Below are 19,012 nucleotides of genomic sequence, written 5' to 3' on the forward strand. Positions count from 1 at the left end.
TCGCTCTTCACAGAGCGGGGCGTTCATCGTTTAAGGTATTAGTCCATCTTAAGGTAAAAAGATTGTATTCAGGATAACTGTTGCAAAGATAAGAATTTTTTGCCAAAGATGCAATTTTTTTCGCATGTTTAAAAACATATATTTTGGAAATTCGAGCATTTTCTCGTACCTTTGCAGCATAATTGATAAAAAACATATTTGGCAAAAAAGATTTGACGAAAATATTTGACGAAAAAGATATTAAACTATGTCGAAAGAAGAATTAGAAACTCCGAAAGAAGAGAAGAAAAGCTTGAGCTTCGTCGAGCAACTCGTCGAGGAAGACCTCGCCGAAGGAAAGAACGGTGGACGTATTCAGACCCGTTTCCCCCCGGAGCCGAACGGCTATCTCCATATCGGTCACGCCAAGGCCATCTGCATGGACTTCGGCGTCGCCGAGAAATATCATGGTGTCTGCAACCTCCGTTTCGATGACACTAACCCGAGTAAGGAGAACAACGAATATGTAGAGAATATCCTCCACGATATCCAGTGGCTCGGCTTCAAATGGGGACATATCTATTATGCCTCCGACTATTTCCAGAAACTCTGGGACTTCGCCATCTGGATGATTGAGAATGGTCATGCCTATGTCGACGAGCAGACAGCTGAGCAGATCGCCGAGCAGAAAGGCACGCCGACGACGCCCGGTACGCCGTCGCCCTATCGTGACCGTCCCGTGGAAGAGAATCTCCGCTTGTTCCGTCAGATGAATACGCCGGAGGCTGTCGAGGGAAGTATGGTGCTGCGCGCCAAGCTCGATATGGCCAACGACAACATGCATTTCCGTGATCCGATCATCTATCGTATTATCCAGACGCCGCACCATCGTACGGGCACAAAATGGCATTGCTATCCGATGTATGACTTCGCCCACGGACAGAGCGACTATTTCGAGGGTGTCACCCACTCCATCTGTACACTGGAGTTCGTTCCCCACCGTCCGCTGTATAATAAGTTCATTGACTTCCTTAAGGAGTATGACGGTACGGCCGACAACCTCAACGACAACCGTCCGCGACAGATTGAGTTCAACCGTCTGAACCTCACCTATACCGTGATGTCCAAGCGTAAGCTCCATACCCTCGTCGACGAGCACCTCGTCAGAGGATGGGATGATCCCCGTATGCCGACGCTCTGCGGTATGCGCCGCCGTGGCTACTCCCCCGAGAGTATCCGTAACTTCATCGACTCCATCGGTTATACGAAGTTCGATGCCCTCAACGACATGGCTCTTCTGGAGGCAGCCGTCCGTGAGGATCTGAACAAGAAAGCCACACGTGTCAGTGCCGTCCTTGATCCCGTGAAACTCGTTATTACGAACTATCCTGAGGGTCAGACCGAAGAGATGGAGGCTATCAATAATCCGGAGGACGAGACGGCAGGAAGTCACAAGATCACGTTCTCCCGCAACCTCTGGATTGAGCGTGCCGACTTCATGGAGGACGCGCCGAAGAAGTTCTTCCGCATGACTCCCGGCAAGGAAGTCCGTCTGAAGAATGCGTACATCGTGAAATGTACGGGTTGTACGAAAGATGCCGACGGTAAGATCACGGAGATCCAGGCAGAATACGATCCGACCTCCAAGAGTGGCATGGAAGGCGCCAACCGCAAGGTCAAAGGAACGCTCCACTGGGTCAGCTGCGACCACTGCGTGAAGAGTGAGGTACGTGTCTACGACCGCCTCTTCAATGTAGAGAATCCCTCCGCTGACGAGCGTGACTTCCGTGAACTCCTCAATCCGGACTCCATGAAGGTCTATGACAACTGCTACGTGGAGAATTTTGCCGCAACAAAGAAGCCGGGCGAATATCTGCAGTTCCAGCGTATCGGATACTTCATGGCTGATCCCGATGGCACAGCCGAGAAGCCGGTATTCAACAAGACCGTTGGTCTGAAAGATACCTGGGCCAAACAACAGAAGAAATAACAACAACTATCCATCCCCTCCCTCCCATCCTATTGCCAGGGAGGGGATTTAAGATTATGGGAATATTATCAACATTATTGCAGAACCTGAATTACTATACGGTATTCATCCTCATGCTGCTGGAGAGTACCGTCATTCCGGTTCCCTCAGAGTTTGTCGTCTCCCCCGCCGCCTATCATGCCGCCGCCGGAAACCTCGATGTCTGGCTGATCATTCTTGTGGCTACCCTTGGCGCCGATCTAGGAGCAAGTATCAACTATGCCGCCGGACATTATCTCGGTAGACCCATCATCTACCGGTTCGCCAACAGCCGTTGGGGACATCTGTGTATGCTCAACCAGGAGAAGGTAGAGAAGAGTGAGAAATATTTCTACAACCACGGTGCCGTGGCTACCCTAACGGGGCGTCTCATCCCCGGTATCCGCCACCTCATCTCTATCCCCGCCGGCATGAGTAAGATGCACTACGGTTACTTCATCCTGTACACCACCATCGGCGCAGGCACATGGAACTGTATTCTTGCGGCCCTTGGCTGGTATCTCCATTCCGTTGTCCCCGAGTCACAGCTCAACGACAAGATTGCCGAATATGCGGAATATATCAAATTCGTCATTATTCTGGCCGTCGTCATCGCCGTCCTTTATTATGTGGTTCGTTGGTATATCCAAAGACAACGGAAAATCTATGATTAATAATAATGGAGAATGGAGAATAGATAATGGAAAATAAATAAAAAGGCCATCTGCATTGCTGCGGATGACCTTTTTTGTTGTTTTACTTTGTTGTTTTACTATGTCTTAAAAAACGCTCTGTTTGCTGATATTATATTCTGAGTTCCTTAAGGATCTCCGCCATACGCTCCTTCGTCTTGATTGTTGTGGGGACGAGGGGCAGACGGAGGACATTCTCGATAAAGCCCATATCGTTGAGCAGGGCTTTCGCACCAGCAGGATTACCATCGACGAAGAGGAGCTTATAGAGTTCCGTAAACATGTGGTGGATTTTCCGGGCCGGCTCATACTCTCCGTTGAACTCCAGACGGATCATCCGACTAAACTCCTTCGGCAGGGCATTACCGATCACGGAGATGACACCGGCGGCACCACTGGCAACCATGGAGAATGTCAGGGCGTCATCACCACTGATGACATCAAAATTGTCGGGCTTGTTCTTGATAATCTCATCAACCTGCTCCAATGAGCCACTGGCCTCCTTGACGGCAACAATATTCGGGAAGTCCTTAGCCAGACGAACGGTCGTCTCAGCCTTCATATTCACACCCGTACGTCCCGGCACATTATAGAGCACGAGAGGCAGCGGACTGACGGAGGCAATCGCCTTGAAATGCTGATAGAGACCTTCCTGCGACGGTTTATTATAATAAGGACAAATGCTTAAGATACCGTCAATGCCTGACCAGTCCGTCGACTTGATCTCATCAATGACGGCACGCGTATTGTTGCCGCCGCAGTATTTCAGGATCTTGATACGGCCATGGTTGACCTCCTTCACGAGGTCCGTGATCTTGTCTTTCTCTTCCCGTGTCAGACAGGGAGCTTCTCCTGTTGTAGCAAGGATACAGAGAAAATCTGCACCGTTTTCAATCTGGTATTCAACAAGTCGCTTGAGAGCTTGATAGTCTACTTCGCCATCCTGAGTGAACGGGGTAATCAGGGCGATACCGAGTCCTTTAAAAATATTCTGCATAATCAAGTCGTAATATTTATTTCGAATTCCGCAGCAAAATTACAATTTTTCTTTCACATTGCAAAGAGATACGGGTTCTTTTTTCTATCGTTTAGTTTTTTTCCTTACAAATCAGTAAAATCCAGTTGTTCCAAACGCTTTCTGAGCAAGTCAGCATCACGGCGACGGACAGCGAGGACAATAGAACAAGTATTGTCAAATTGCTGACTGACGATACGCAAGTTCATGTCTTTGACGAGTCGCATGACCCCATTCATCATCGGATAAGAGAAATGATAAGTCACCTGCTCTTCTATCGTTCGTTGCTCGGTCTTCGCATCATCGAGAGCCGCTGCTGCGGCCGTACGATAGGCAACGATCAAGCCCCCCGTACCGAGATTCACCCCACCATAATATCTGACAACGACAACGAGAACATCTGTCAACTCACGGGAATTGATCTGTCCGAGAATGGGCTTACCCGCTGTTGACGACGGTTCTCCATCGTCATTAGCACGGAATTCCTGATGGTCCGGGCCCAGCATATAAGCATAACAGACATGTCGGGCATCATAATATTTTTTCCGATAGTCGGCCAAAATACTTTTTATCTCCTCCAAGGATGACACATGATGAGCGAAGGCGAGGAACTTACTCCTTTTCTCCGAGTAAGTCCCCTCGCCCCGTTGTCCTTCTGAGAGTGTGAGATACTGATCACTATCCATTCAATCTATTTCCTTCAATCCGATAACAGCATTAATCCAAGAGATGTACCACCAGTCCACTGCGTAGTTTCGGTTCAAACCACGTAGCCTTCGGCGGCATAATCTTTCCACTATCGGCAATATCCATAATCTGTTTCATGGTGACGGGATAGAGTGCCAAGGCCCAGCGCATCTCACCACTGTCGACACGACGCTTCAGTTCCTCGAGGCCACGGAGACCACCGACGAAATCGATACGGTCGTCACTGCGAAGATCCTTGATGCCCATCAGTTCGTCGAGAATCAGCCGACTGGAAATATCGACGTCGAGGACACCGATAGGATCCTGATCATCATAAGTCCCCTTCCGTGCCGTGAGTGCATACCAACAACCATCCAGATAAAGTGAGAACTCATGGAGCCGGGCAGGCTTAAAGATCTCCTCGCCCTTCTTCTCCACGATGAAGTTCTTCTCCAAAGCCTGGAGGAAAGCATCTGCCGTCATACCGTTGAGATCACGGACGACACGATTGTAGTCGAGAATCGTCAGTTGACTGGCCGGGAAACAGACCGCCATGAAATAATTATATTCCTCCTTACCGGTATGATGGGGATCACGACGGGCACGTTCAGCACCAACACGGGCAGCGGCAGCGCTACGGTGATGGCCATCGGCGATATAAAGCGACGGCATCTTCGCGAACTCCTCCGTAATGATCTGTAAGTCGCGGGGATCACTAATCACCCAAAACTGATGACGGAAGCCATCCTGCGGAGCAATGAAATCATATTCCGGTACCAAGGCGGCATAACGGGCGATGAGTTTGTCAAGGACGGGATCATCAGGATAAGCAAAGAAAGCGGGACCGGTATTCGCATCACATGCTTCCACCTGTCGCATACGGTCTTCCTCCTTACTCTTACGCGTCAACTCATGCTTCTTGATGACGCCACGAAGATAATCTTCAACAGAAGCGGCAACGACGAGACCATACTGGGTCTTACTGCCCATTGTCTGAGCATAGAGATAGTAATGATCATCCTTGTCCTGAACAAGCCAGCCACGACGGATAAAATCACGGAAGGTGGCAGCACCATTCTCATAGACACGGGGATCATCCTCCGCAATCTTCTCTGGAAAATTAATTTCGGGTTTGATGACATGGTAGAAGCTCATGGCGTTATCACCCGCTTCTGCCCGTGCTTCATCGGAGTCTAATACATCATAAGGGCGACACTCCACTTTCTCCACTAACTCACGGGGTGGGCGTAAGCCCTTGAAAGGTTTTATCGTAGCCATAGATATAAGTTTAAAAGTAAAGAAGTAAAAAAGTAAAAAAGTAAACTTTGGGTGTGGACTCACCACTAAAGGTGAGGAATCCCTACGTTTAATTCTTCTTCTTTACTTTTTTACCTTTAATTATTTGTTCACCTGGAATTTCGTGCATCCATCCTTGAAGAAGGCGTTGATCTGACGGGCAGCAGCCATACCGGCATTGGTATTGGCCTCAGCTGTCTGCGCGCCCATCTTCTTCGGCGTAGAGAAATAGCGGCCTTCAAACTGCTTGAACTCTGCGTCAGCATCAGGCTTGATATCCGTGATATATTTGAGATCAGGACGGTCCTGAAGGAGTTTGATCAGTTCCGGCTCATTAATGACCTCCTTACGGGCCGTATTGATGAGGATGCCCCCCTTCTCCAACTGGTTAACGGTCTTGTAGTTGATACTCTCCTTTGTCTCCGGTGTAGCAGGGATATGGAGGGAAACGATATCACAAGTCTTGAAGAGATCATCCTGACTCTTTACAGCATGGACACCGGCCTCTTCAATGACATTGGCAGGGCAATAGGCATCGAAGGCATAGACGTCCATTCCGAAGCCCTTGGCGATGCGTGCAACGTTACGACCGACATTACCGAAGGCGAGGATACCGAGTTTCTTACCCTTCAGCTCCGTACCGGCCTTTCCATTATAGAAGTTACGGACGGTATAGACGAGGAGACCGAAGACAAGTTCGGCCACGGCATTGGCATTCTGGCCCGGCGTATTCTCTACAACGATATTCTTCTCCTTGGCGTAGGCAGTATCGATGGAGTCATAACCGGCACCGGCACGGACGACGATCTTCAACTGCGGAGCAGCATTGATGACGTCACGGTCGATTTTATCGGAACGAACGATCATCGCGTCGACATCCTTCACAGCAGCCTGAAGAGCGGCTTGGTCTGCATATTTCTCCAGGACGACGACCTCGTGACCGGCAGCCTGGAGTTCTTTCTTGATCCCTTCCAAAGCAGCGGGAGCAAATGGCTTAACAGTAGCTACTAATACTTTCATTTTTTGTTGGTTTTAATTTTTTGGGATGGTCGCAACATGGCAGCCACCCCTCCACTGAAGGAAAAATTAGTGCTGGGCCTCAAAGTCCTTCATGCACTGTACGAGGGCATTGACACCCTCCAGCGTCTGAGCGTTATAACAAGAAGCGCGGAAACCACCGACACTACGATGACCCTTGATGCCGACCATGCCACGCTCGGTAGCGAAGTCAAGGAACGGCTTTTCGAGATCCTTATATTCATCGTTCATCACGAAGCAGAGGTTCATGAGGGAACGATCCTCCGTAGCGACAGTACCGCGGAAGAGCTTGTTGCGGTCAATCTCGTCATAGACGATACGTGCACGCTCATGAGCGCGACGGTCCATCTCCTTCACACCACCCTGGGCCTTGCACCAGCGCATGGTCTCCAGAAGAGAATAGATAGGTACTACAGGCGGCGTATTGAACATAGAGCCCTTCTCAACATGCGTACGGTAGTCGATCATCGTCGGCAGGTCACGGCCACTCTTGCCAAGCTCATCATCTTTCACGATGATAACGGTGACACCGGCCATAGCCATGTTCTTCTGAGCGCCCGCATAGATAGCCTTATACTTAGAGACATCAACAGGACGACTCATGATATCAGAACTCATATCCGCGATCAAAGGCACGGGAGAGTCAATATCCTTACGAAGCTCCGTTCCGAAGATGGTATTGTTCGTACAGATATGGAGGTAGTCGAGATCTGCTGGGATCGTATATCCCTTAGGCAGATGGGTATAGTTGTCATCAGCCGAAGAAGCGACCTCTACGACCTCGCCGAAATGCTTAGCTTCCTTCATGGCCTTCTTAGCCCATGTACCGGAGTTGACATAACCGGCCTTCTTGATCAGGAAGTTAGCAGGGATCTGCATGAACTGCAGGGAAGCACCGCCACCAAGGAAGATGACAGAATAGCCCTCCGGAATGTCGAGCAATTCCTTGATCAGCGCTACTGCCTCGTCGACAACGGGCTGGAAGTCTTTGGCACGGTGAGAGATCTCCATGAGGGAAAGACCACTGCCATTGAAATCCAAAATCTGCTTAGCCGTATTCTCAATGACTTCACGGGGAAGCATTGAAGGACCTGCATTAAAGTTATACTTCTTCATCTGAATGTTTATTTAAAGGTTTTACTTGAAAGATTCTGCTGCGAAATTACACATTTTTCGAGAATTGTGCAAATATTTCTGCAATTATTTACGGTTTTCACACGTTTTCAACCAATTCATAATTGATTTCTCGTATAATTATTTATTTTCCGAAACAAAGTTATTTCGAAAGCCTCATCACCAGCATAGCTATTTGATCTCCTCAACAACCGTTTTGATGCCTTTGATCTTCTCACCCTGAACTTGGCGGAGCAGCGCATGCAAGCGAGGACGGCTAACGGCGGCATAACAGTAACGGTCCTTCACATCGATACGTCCGATCTCGGATCCTTTCAGTCCGCCTTTCTTACAGAGGAAACCAAGGATGTCACCTTTAGAGATCTTATCCTTCTTTCCCTTGCCGATATAGACGGTTGCCATCCGCGGAGCCGAAGGCTTACGATCGATAGGCTGTTCTTCCAACGCAAAGTCCTCGACAGCAGCATCAACATAAGCTGGGATCTGCTCACCATCGGAGAGGAGGAAGAAGGTGTTTCCTGTCGCCTGCCAACGGGCAGTACGTCCTACGCGATGGATATAGCCATCCTCACTCTCCGGAAGGTGATAATGGATGATATGGTCTACAGAAGGGATATCGAGGCCACGACTGGCCAGATCGGTAGCCACAAGGACATTAGCGGAACCATTGGAAAACTTATACAATGCTTGTTCACGGGCTTTCTGATCCAGACCGCCATGAAAAGCCGATGTCGTGAAGCCTGCCTCCCGTAGGAAGTTATCGACGCGCTCAACGCTTTCCCGGTAGTTCAGGAACACGATGCTGCTCTCCTCCCCAAAATTCAAGAGGAGGTTGCGTAAGGTTCCCAACTTATCCTTTTCGGGAGAATGAACGGCATAGACAGTGACGCGGTCCGGCACCTGTTCCTCATGATCGAGGAAATCCACACGCACCATATCCTGCTTTTCCCGCAGATGAAGGAACGATGGAATCTCCGCAGCATCAGTAGCACTGAGGAGGATATGACGATCTACACGGTAGAGCTTATTGATCAGTTCGTGCATCTCGTCCTGGAATCCCATCTCCAGACATTTGTCAAACTCATCAATGATGAGATAGCGCACATGATCAGCAGAGAGATTGCCCTTGTCGAGATGATCGTTGAGACGTCCCGGCGTGCCAAAGACGAGCTGCGGACGGACATCACGAAGGACACGATGTTCCTCCATGGTAGGACGGCCGCCATAGACAGCCATCGCACGCAGTCCTGTGCCCATATCCTTAAAGACCGTAGCACTCTGCAAGGCCAGTTCGCGTCCCGGCGTGATAACGACAGCCTGCGGCTGGTCATCATCAGCATCCAGGAGCTGAGACAACGGCAAGAGGTAAGCCAGCGTCTTTCCCGATCCTGTCGGCGAGAGTACGACAACGTCCTTGCCCGTATGCAAGATGGCATGGATAGCCTCCTCTTGCATGCCGTTGGGCGTGATCTGTAGTTTATTGATAATCTGATTGATGTCTGCCTGCATAGTTACACCTTATTATATATTGCGGAACATGATAATCATGTCCCTACTTATTTAATGCCGCGCTGGTCGAGCGCCTCACTGTATTTCTTCGCATTCTGCAGATGCTCCTCATACGTACGGGCGAAGACATGCGTACCACTGAAGTCAGAGTTGGCGCACATATAGAGATAATCGTGATGCACATGATTCAGCACGGCATCAATACCGGCAACCGTCGGGATACGGATAGGCCCTGGGGGCAGACCGGGATTCTTATACGTGTTATACGGACTGTTAATGAACAGCAAGTTCTGATAGATACGCTTCAGATCAAACCGGTGCCAGGCAAACTTGATGGTAGGATCTGCCTGCAACGGCATGCCGTCAGGATATTTGGCACTGCGAAGCATCAGACGGTTATAATACATACCAGCGATCATCGGCTTCTCGTGGTCGTTGGCCGTCTCCTCATCAACGATACTGGCGAGCGTCGTCACCTCCTCGGGAGAAAGACGCATGGCGCGGGCCTTCTCCGTACGGTTGAAATTCCAGAACTTCTTATTCTCCGTCTTCATACGGTCGAGGAACTTCGAGATCGACGTGTTCCAGTAGATATCATAGGTGTTCGGAATGAAGAGACAGTAGATTGTGGCGGTGTCATAACCGAGCCGCTGACAAGTAGCCTCACTCGTCAGAGAGTCATAGAGCTCCTCCTCATCGATCATCAGCTTACTGCTCACGGCAGCGGCGAGATCACCGAGCGTACGACAGCTGGGGATGGTCAGATCCACCGGTTCCTGTTGTCCGTTGCGGAAATGGCGGAAGATGACGAGCGCGCCCTGGCCGTCCTTGATGGCATACCGGCCGGTACGGATATGATCGGCATAATCGAAATGGCGGGCCAACGTCTTAAAGGCATGATAGCTATGCTCCGTGGCATAGTGACGCACCTTGGCATAGACGGAGTCGATATTGTCGTCAGGGTCGATATATACGTACACCGTATGTTTCTCTTTGGAGAAATCACTGAAGAAATAGAAATATCCCCATCCGAGGATAAAGAGCAGGCAGGCCACAACGGCACCCACCCAAATCTTTGCATTGCGTTTCATTTTAAAAAACTATTTTCTATTGCGAACTTTAATATTTCATTGCGAACTATAATATTCTTTTGTGAGCTACAACATAGTCAGATCTCTCATGGCACACATCTGCTGCCAAGAGATATGATAGATATCCATCAGCCGCTGGTCATCATGGAAGATACGAATCAACGTGGCGCCCTTTCCCTTTGACTCAAGATCATCACTTGTCCCTTTCACTGCCTTGAGATAGCTGCGGAAGAGGTTGGCTGCTGCGTGATATTCTCCCGAGAACCAGAATGTATAGGCATAATTAGCAATATCCTCCGAATCTTTATGTCCCGTCTTGAAAAGACGGTCATAGGTTTTCCGGGCCTCATCTGTCTTTTTGACATGCAGAAGCACCCATGCCAGCTCACTCATGATCCGCGGCTCGTTCTCATGTTCAAAATCAAGCTGGTAGAGGCGCTGCAGCGCATCATCAAACTGCCCCATCTCCATCTCAGAGACAGCGAGTTTCAACGAGTAGCGCCAATTGTGGGGATACCACTCTGTGAGTTGGTGATAACATTCATAGGCTTTCGGCCAGATATTCAGTTCATAAGAAACCTCGCCAAGCAGTTTGCAGACATCATGGCTCTCCGGCGATAAGGCCTCAGCAGTGATGAGGTTATCATAAGCCTGCTCATTCTTACCAAGGACATGGAGGCAATAACCGTAGGCAAGGTGGAAATCCGTACTTTCCAACATGCTCTCCCAGTACTCCAGCACCCGTGCTGCTAGATAATATTCCTTATGTTTCAACAGGAAGTTGACAAGAGGCATAACCTCTTTCTTCAAAGGCGTCTCCTGGAATACGATGTTACAGAACGGGAACGTATTTTCTATCTCCTCATCGTCATTAAGATCGTAAAGGAAAGGAGAGACGAAATCCAGCTTGTTGGAATATAACAAGTAAAAGCGGAACAAATCCTGCAAATAGGAACGACGCAGATAGGCACCGCTCTTACTGTCGATGCCCTTCATCTCACCAATCATGGAGAGATCAGTATGCTTCATCATATTGCGTACATCTTCCGGCAGCCGGTCTATGACAGTCATCATAGCCAGAGCAAAGCTATATTTGTCACTGTCACAGAACGGTCCGATGGCATCAAGATTCTGCAGGAACGAGCTATCCCCCACCTTCTCATGCACCGCCTTCAAATCAGGATGCTCGAGGTAGAAAGGCACGAACCAGTTGCTCAGAGTATAGAAAAAGCCGAAACGCTTCATCTGGGAGAAGCCGCCGAAATAGATATCGCGGCCTTCTTTTGCCATGGAAGAGATTTTACCCATGGCTTTCTCCATGTTTTCCATCTTCTCGTCGGCAGCCTCGGGATGAAGGATACCCTCCAACTCATCGTCTTCCTTCTCTTTCACGCCATTCGGCGTCACATCAAACTGCGCATTCTGCATCACTCCGGGTATAATATTCTTCCGGATCTTCGCACCATCTTCACCGGCTGAGATACAGAAATAATATTGTTCCTGGAAATAGAGCAGTTCCGTTGGCAACGCAGGATCCATGAAGAGTTCGTTAAGACGATGCCGTACTGTCGGATACACATAATCCTTCAATGGGGAAAGGGCGAAGACCCAACCCACGAAGGCCCGCTGGCGCAGTGCCTCATCATTAGCTTTCTCATAGACCGTTGTCAATGCCAGCCACTTGCGGACATCAAAACAGTTCATACAGGCGAGCATGATGGCGCTCACGAGCAGACAAGCATCACGGCTGTCGATGGTCGGAGAAGTCAGCAGAGAGTCATAGAAACTCTCCGTCTCCTCATCCCACAGCGGACTGACGAGGATATGATCGAAGAGCAACGAGAGCTGATGCTGGTGCTTCGTATAGATTTCTTCTGACTTTTTTTGGCGTTCCTCCGGGCTTTCAAGTTCTAGCATGGCAACATCAGCGACAAAATCCTCCAGAGAGTGGCGTACGCTCTCCGGACGGAAATTGATATGGGCCACGCGCTCCTTTGCCTGGCGGAAAGACGCATTATCATGAAGTAAGACCTGATGATAGAAAGACGATGCCACCCGCGCTCCACGCTGACAGAAAGAAGCATAGAACTTCTGGCGCTCCGGATCCTTCACATTCTTATCCATATAGTCAAGGAGGAGCTTATAATCCTGTCGGATGGCAGCGATCTCCCCATCCTCATTCAGATAGGGATATTTTTTCTTCACCTCCTCAAGAGCATTGAGCCCCGTGGTGAGGTCTTCGTCGATGAGGAAAGGTTTCAGCATTTGATTAATCACCAAATCCATACTATTGTGCACGTTTGATATCTGCCGGCTCGGGAGCAACGGCATAGTTAAACTCTATTTTCGGCAAAGCCTTCACCGTCTGAGCATCTGCCTTACAATATTTCTGAATGATCGGGCCATAATACTGCAGGCCATGGCGACGGATACTGTCGACAGCTTGGTTGTAGGCCTTGATCATCAGTGCCAACTGCTTACGACGCGTGGCATCCATCTTCGACTTTCGGAAAGCGAATACACCCCAGTGGAGATCCTGCTTTCTGCTGTCAAGGAGCAGCGTGCTGCCCATCAGCCGCGCAGTAGTAGCCTGTGGCTCCGTGAGCAGCATAGCGTCCATCTCGTTGTTCTGCAACATCTTCAGCCGTACAAGGACATCATTGACCGTAATCTTATAGACGTCATATTTCGGACGGCCGAGGGTGATGGCGATAGAAGCCAGACGGTCAGTGGCGGAGAAGGGAGCAATGGCCACCATTTTGTCACTGAGCTGCTTGAGCTCATGAATACGGGCCGTACGATTCGACAACAGCTGCCAATAAGTGTTGGTAGCGATCGGATATTCCAAAGCGATGCCGGCATGGCGCAGACGCTCAGCACGCACGAGGTCAGTGATGGTCCCTTCCACACGACCGCGGATAAGGGCTGTGTCACAGTCCAGCTGCGCCGTGAAGGGTTTCAGATGTACCGTGACGCCGACTGCCTTGAAGAGACTGTCGTCCTGTGCGATGAACAGAGGCAGACAGTCCAGTGTCGGCAACACACCAATTTTCAACGATGCACTGTCGATGCTGTCCTGCTGGCGCCGCTCAGCTTTCGTGAGGCGCCGCTTCTGATCATAGCTCTGACCGCAGGCGGCAAGCGTCATGACGAGGATGACGAAATAGAGGATTTTCTTCATTGACTGCAAAAGTAATATTTTATTTTGTCATTCGGAAAGAAATTTGTAATTTTGTGCACTTACTTCAGAAAAAATCAGGTATGGCTAAAGATAAAATCGTGTATGTCTGTTCCAACTGCGGACAAGAATCACAGAAATGGCTCGGCAAATGTCCGAGTTGCGGACAGTGGAACACTTTCAAGGAACTGCGTATTGCCAACGACAGCGGATCGACGGCAGCCCGCAACGCCGCTCTCAATGTCCGCCATGGCGGGGCCGCGGCCCTCTTCGGCGGAATGGCGTCGAACGAAGCCCGCCCACAACGGCTGCGCGACATCTCCACTGAGGACCTGCCACGCCTGGACCTCCACGACGCTGAGTTCAACCGCGTCCTCGGCGGCGGCCTCGTTCCCGGGAGCATCACGCTGCTCGGTGGCGAGCCGGGCATTGGCAAGAGTACGCTGACGCTGCAGACCATTCTCCACCTGCCCGATCTGCAGGTACTCTATGTCAGTGGCGAGGAGAGTGCCCATCAGATCAAGATGCGTGCCGACCGTCTCTGTCCCGACCAGGGAGAGAACATCTCCATCCTCTGTGAGACGAGCCTGGAGAAGATCTTCACGCAGATCGAGACCGTGAAGCCACAGCTCGTCGTCATCGACTCCATCCAGACGATCTCCACGGAGGCCGTGGAGACAAGTCCGGGCAGCGTATCACAGGTACGCGAATGTGCCGCATCCCTGCTGCGCTTCGCCAAGACGAGCGGCATCCCCGTGATCCTCATCGGACACATTAATAAGGAGGGAACACTCGCCGGTCCGAAAATCCTTGAGCATATCGTCGACACCGTTATTCAATTTGAGGGCGATAAACACTATATGTACCGCATTCTCCGGAGTATCAAGAACCGCTTCGGCTCGACATCAGAACTGGGCATCTACGAGATGGAACAGAACGGGCTCCGCCAGGTGACGAATCCCTCGGAACTGTTGCTCTCCGAGGAGCACGACGGCCTCTCCGGCGTCGCCATCACGGCAGCCATCGAGGGTGTAAGGCCCTTCCTTGTGGAGACGCAGGCCCTCGTGTCGACGGCAGCCTACGGCACGCCGCAGCGCGTGGCCACGGGCTTCGACCAGCGGCGGTTGAACATGCTGCTGGCCGTATTGGAGAAACGGGTAGGCTTCAAACTCATGCAGAAGGATGTGTTCCTCAACATTGCCGGCGGCCTCCATGTCACTGATCTTGCCATGGATCTCAGCGTCATCGCCGCTGTCCTCTCGAGCAATGTCGACACGGCCATTGAGACGGGCTGGTGCATGGCCGGCGAAGTGGGACTGAGCGGTGAGGTCAGGCCGGTAAGTCGTATCGAACAGCGTATTGCCGAGGCTGAGAAACTCGGCTTCTCCCATATCATCATTCCGAAATATAATCTCCGGGGCGTAGACACTCATCGCTATCAGATAGAGATTCACAGTGTCAGGAAAGTAGAGGAAGCCCTCCGCCTGCTCTTCGGATAAAAACAATTACAAAAAATGGAAATCAAGAAAGCTGCCTTCACGCTCTCCGCTCCGCGTGAGAGTATGTGTCCCAAGGACAACAAGCCCGAGTTTGCCTTCATCGGCCGTTCCAATGTTGGCAAGTCGAGCCTCATCAATATGCTCTGCAACAACAAGAAGCTCGCAAAGACTTCAGCCACGCCGGGTAAGACGTTGCTTATCAACCACTTCATTATCAACAACGAGTGGTATCTCGTCGACCTGCCGGGCTATGGTTTCGCCAAACGCAGCAAGTCCGTTCAGCAGAAACTGGAACAGATGATTACGGGGTATATCCTCCAGCGCGAGCAACTCGTGAATGTCTTCGTCCTCATCGATATCCGCCATGAGCAACAGAAGATCGACCGCGAGTTCGTCGACTGGCTTGGTGAGAGCAGTGTCCCCTTCTCCATCATCTTCACCAAGGCCGACAAGCTCGGTCGCGTGAAGGCTAAGGAGAATGCCACGAAATGGATGGACGCGCTCAAAGACCGCTGGGAGACGCTCCCACCCTATTTCATCACGTCGTCGGAGAAAAAGACCGGGCGGGACGAAGTGCTCGATTATATCGATAGCATCCTAAAAAAATTATAAGGATAAGTTTGGAAAAAATTCATTGATCCTTTTGTAGGTGGCCGCCATGTTGCGGCCACGCAAGGAAGATTGGGAATTTGTAGGATATCTATGTCATTTACGAAAATATCTACGCTAGATAAAAATTATCTCACGTAGATATTTTCTTATACTCCGGAAACAAATTACCCATTATGGGATCACTTTATAACGGATGCGGAACTCATGTTTCTCCTCGTTCCAGTTGGTGCCGAGGAGGACGAACTTGCCGATCTGAGAGGTGGAACGGACATGCTTGCCGAGGCAGGGACAGACATCATAGTCGCCGATGCGCACAAGACGGACCATCTCACTGGCATTGCCCGGGAGGCGGTCGAGACTGACCTCCGGCGGCACATGGTTGCGGTCGACAAACTCATAACTGACCGTCATATCCTCATCAATGAGGCGGTTCATCTCCGTCTCTATCGCCTTCTCCTCCTGTCGTGTGGGCTTATGGTCCACATGATAGGTGATCTTGCTCTTCTTCCGCTCGATATGGGCATTGCGACTGCGCTCGCAGCCGAACATACGGATCATAAGCTGGTTGAGCAGATGCTCAGCAGTATGGGCAGGCGGAAATTCATCTTTATTGTGCTCATTAAGCACGAGACCTTTATCAACCATTCTGACATTGAATTTATAAATTCTCGCTCCATAAGGAGGCAGTGTGGCGGGGAACTGACCGTCGTGAGCGAGGCGCACGAAGGCGGAATCGCCCGTGAGGAGGTCGGCGGCAGCCACATTCTTCTGCGGGATATGGAGCATCTCAAAAGCATGAGCCGGAATCGTCACAAGCACATCGCTCTCCTCACCTGAGAAATTGACGATGACAAGCATCACCTCGTCCTCATATTTTCTGAGGAAAGCATAATGCTTGTGCGGATCGAAATGTGGAGATGCCGGATTGACATACATCAGATCGAAGAACTCACCCTCGCTGAATGCCTTCTCATGGACGGCCATGTTCAACAAGTTATGATAGGTAACGGCCAAATTTCTGCCCTGCGGCGTCGTCTTCGAGATACCATGATAGGCATAGCGCAAGGTCTCGGGCGACCAGTAGTCGAAGATCGTCGTACGACCGTCACGCCCACTGAATCCTTCCTCGTCCATGCCCCGCTCGCCATATTCCTGACCATTATAGAGCATGAACGGGTTGTTGCGCATGAGGATGGAGACGACAGCACCGGGGATAGCTTTCTCGGGATCACCGGCAAAGAAATCGGAGGCGATACGCTGTTCATCATGATTCTCCAGGAAATAGAGCATATGCTGATTCACACGATCCGTCTGCTGCCACTGATAGGTGATGCTCGCTGCCGGACGCTGACCGCAGATGATACCGCGGATACAGTCGTACATACCGACCTTGTCGTAGAGATAGTCAAAGCCGGAAGCGATATAACTAGCGTAAGCTCCCGTATCATACATCTCACCGATGAAGATAACGTTCGGGTAACGTTGTTTCACGATCTTGATGGCATAACTCCAAAAGGCCGTCGGCACCATGAAGCACATGTCGCAACGGAAACCGTCTACACCCTTGGAAGCCCAGTAGAGCAGGATGTCCACCATCTTCCCCCACAGATTGGGAATGGGATCGAAATGATAACTGCGGCCGCCGGCATCACAGTAATCAATGCCATAGTTCAGTTTGATCGTCTCATACCAATCGTTACGGGTGGGACAGGCATCGAAACGGTCATTACCCGTGGCCTTCGCGGGAATCTCCCGATAAGCGCCAAGCGTCGGATCTACCATATCCGATGAGACACCGATACCATCGAGGTTCAGCGGTGCTCCTCCACAATAATAGAAGTTGTTCTGTGGAGAGAAATTCATGTGCGGATCATCATCCTCGCCAATATCCCGTACGCCCTGCGGCTTACAGATGGACTTATACTCGCGGCCTACATGATTGGGGACGAAATCCATCAGAACTTTCATGTCGGCCTCATGGGTGCGCTGGATCAGTCCTTCCCACTCCGCCATACGTGAGCGTACGTTGACAGCCAGATCTGGGTCGACATCATAATAGTCGACGATGGCATAAGGACTGCCGGCCTTTCCCTTGACAACCTCCGGATGCTGACGCGGAATGCCATAGGCGGAATAGTCCGTCTGCGTGGCATGGCGGATGACACCCGTATACCAGATATGGGTGAAGCCCATCTGATGGATATGTGCCAGGGCGCGCTCATCATAATTGACAAACTTTCCACTGCCGTTCTCTGCCAACGTACCATCCTTCTTACAGGTGGGATTGGCATTATTGAACAGGCGGGGGAAAGTTTGATAGATGGTGATCTTTGACATTATTCGATTCCGTGAGCACTAACCGTCTTGTCGATACGACCAATCATGCCGCGGAGAGCCTTACCGGGACCGCACTCGATGAACTCTGTTGCGCCGTCAGCAATCATATGCTGCACGCTGGCCGTCCAACGGACGGAAGAGGTGAGCTGGGCGATCAGGTTAGCCTTGATCTCCTCGGGAGCCGTGTGAGGCTTGGCATCAACATTCTGGTAGACAGGGCACTTCGGTGCATGGAATGTCGTTGCCTCGATAGCAGCCTGCAGCTCATCCTTGGCGGGCTGCATCAGCAGAGAGTGGAAGGCACCACCGACCTTCAGCGGCAGGGCACGCTTGGCACCAGCAGCCTTCAACAGTTCACAAGCCTTGTTGATGGCATCGACAGTACCGGAGATAACAAGCTGACCGGGACAGTTATAGTTGGCGGGAACAACAACATCCTTGTCGGTGCTGACCTCATGACAGACTTCCTCGACCTTCTCATCAGGAAGGGCGATGATGGCAGCCATCGTACCGGGGTTCTTCTCGCAAGCTTTCTGCATGGCGTTAGCACGGGCGGCAACAAGCTTCAGACCATCCTCGAAACTCAGGGCGCCACTGGCTACGAGAGCCGAGAACTCGCCGAGGGAATGACCGGCAACCATATCAGGCTGGAAGGCCTCACCGAGGCAGAGAGCAGAGATGACACTGTGGAGGAAGACGGCAGGCTGCGTGACCTTCGTCTCCTTCAACTGCTCGTCAGTTCCGGCGAACATGATCTCGGAGATCTTGAAACCGAGGATCTCATCTGCCTCATCAAAGAGCTTCTTTGCCAATGGATACTTATCGTACAGGTCCTTGCCCATACCTACGAACTGTGAACCCTGACCGGGGAATACAAATGCTTTCATTTTCAGTTATTTCTTTTGAATAATCTATTATTTTCTACCAAGTTGCAAAA

The 19,012-nt window shown here is 50.7% G+C and carries 15 protein-coding genes; 4 read left to right on the forward strand and 11 right to left on the reverse strand.

What is annotated here, in order from left to right:
* Positions 1-247 precede the first annotated feature (247 nt).
* On the forward strand, positions 248-1,969 hold the full coding sequence (locus G604_RS0102790; protein WP_028909218.1) for a glutamine--tRNA ligase/YqeY domain fusion protein: 1,722 nt from the start codon (positions 248-250) through the stop codon (positions 1,967-1,969).
* A 56-nt stretch (positions 1,970-2,025) separates the two neighbouring features.
* A complete protein-coding gene (locus G604_RS0102795) occupies positions 2,026-2,661 on the forward strand; it encodes a DedA family protein (protein WP_028909219.1) in 636 nt (211 codons plus the stop codon).
* A gap of 130 nt (positions 2,662-2,791) precedes the next feature.
* On the opposite strand, the gene dapA is transcribed toward G604_RS0102795, so the two are convergent.
* The 9 genes from dapA to G604_RS0102840 form a co-directional block, all read right to left on the reverse strand.
* Complete coding sequence (gene dapA, locus G604_RS0102800; protein WP_028909220.1) at positions 2,792-3,679, reverse strand: 4-hydroxy-tetrahydrodipicolinate synthase; 888 nt, start codon at positions 3,677-3,679, stop codon at positions 2,792-2,794.
* Positions 3,680-3,780: 101 nt separating this feature from the next.
* Positions 3,781-4,380 (reverse strand): IMPACT family protein, encoded by a 600-nt coding sequence (locus G604_RS0102805; protein WP_028909221.1) that lies wholly within the window; start codon positions 4,378-4,380, stop codon positions 3,781-3,783.
* Positions 4,381-4,411: 31 nt separating this feature from the next.
* Positions 4,412-5,659 carry a DUF1015 domain-containing protein gene (locus tag G604_RS0102810; protein ID WP_028909222.1) on the reverse strand — a complete coding sequence of 416 codons (1,248 nt, stop codon included), beginning with the start codon at positions 5,657-5,659 and terminating at the stop codon, positions 4,412-4,414.
* Between the two features lie 120 nt (positions 5,660-5,779).
* Complete coding sequence (locus tag G604_RS0102815) at positions 5,780-6,697, reverse strand: NAD(P)-dependent oxidoreductase (RefSeq protein WP_028909223.1); 918 nt, start codon at positions 6,695-6,697, stop codon at positions 5,780-5,782.
* 66 nt (positions 6,698-6,763) lie between these two features.
* Positions 6,764-7,831, reverse strand: a complete 1,068-nt coding sequence (gene serC / locus G604_RS0102820) for a 3-phosphoserine/phosphohydroxythreonine transaminase (RefSeq protein WP_028909224.1) — start codon at positions 7,829-7,831, stop codon at positions 6,764-6,766.
* A gap of 189 nt (positions 7,832-8,020) precedes the next feature.
* Positions 8,021-9,358, reverse strand: coding sequence for a DEAD/DEAH box helicase (locus G604_RS0102825; protein ID WP_036904417.1), 1,338 nt, complete (start codon positions 9,356-9,358; stop codon positions 8,021-8,023).
* 47 nt (positions 9,359-9,405) lie between these two features.
* A complete protein-coding gene (gene mltG / locus G604_RS0102830) occupies positions 9,406-10,449 on the reverse strand; it encodes an endolytic transglycosylase MltG (protein WP_028909226.1) in 1,044 nt (347 codons plus the stop codon).
* A gap of 66 nt (positions 10,450-10,515) precedes the next feature.
* Positions 10,516-12,726: a tetratricopeptide repeat protein gene (locus tag G604_RS0102835; RefSeq protein ID WP_410524362.1), complete on the reverse strand. Its 2,211-nt coding sequence runs from the start codon at positions 12,724-12,726 to the stop codon at positions 10,516-10,518.
* Positions 12,727-12,736: 10 nt separating this feature from the next.
* Positions 12,737-13,630 carry an ABC transporter substrate-binding protein gene (locus tag G604_RS0102840; protein ID WP_028909228.1) on the reverse strand — a complete coding sequence of 298 codons (894 nt, stop codon included), beginning with the start codon at positions 13,628-13,630 and terminating at the stop codon, positions 12,737-12,739.
* A gap of 80 nt (positions 13,631-13,710) precedes the next feature.
* Between G604_RS0102840 and radA the strand changes: the two genes are divergently transcribed.
* The gene (gene radA, locus G604_RS0102845; RefSeq protein ID WP_028909229.1) at positions 13,711-15,126 is read left to right on the forward strand and encodes a DNA repair protein RadA; all 1,416 of its coding nucleotides are present in this window, start codon (positions 13,711-13,713) and stop codon (positions 15,124-15,126) included.
* A gap of 15 nt (positions 15,127-15,141) precedes the next feature.
* On the forward strand, positions 15,142-15,738 hold the full coding sequence (yihA, locus tag G604_RS0102850; RefSeq protein WP_028909230.1) for a ribosome biogenesis GTP-binding protein YihA/YsxC: 597 nt from the start codon (positions 15,142-15,144) through the stop codon (positions 15,736-15,738).
* Between the two features lie 171 nt (positions 15,739-15,909).
* Here yihA and G604_RS13350 read toward each other — a convergent pair whose 3' ends face one another.
* Positions 15,910-18,078, reverse strand: a complete 2,169-nt coding sequence (locus G604_RS13350; protein WP_155941839.1) for an alpha-amylase family glycosyl hydrolase — start codon at positions 18,076-18,078, stop codon at positions 15,910-15,912.
* Positions 18,075-18,962, reverse strand: coding sequence for an ACP S-malonyltransferase (gene fabD, locus G604_RS0102860; RefSeq protein WP_028909231.1), 888 nt, complete (start codon positions 18,960-18,962; stop codon positions 18,075-18,077). Before fabD ends, G604_RS13350 begins: the two co-directional genes overlap by 4 nt.
* Between the last annotated feature and the right edge of the window lie 50 nt (positions 18,963-19,012).

Source organism: Prevotella sp. AGR2160 (assembly GCF_000424185.1).
Classification (GTDB): Bacteria; Bacteroidota; Bacteroidia; order Bacteroidales; family Bacteroidaceae; genus Prevotella.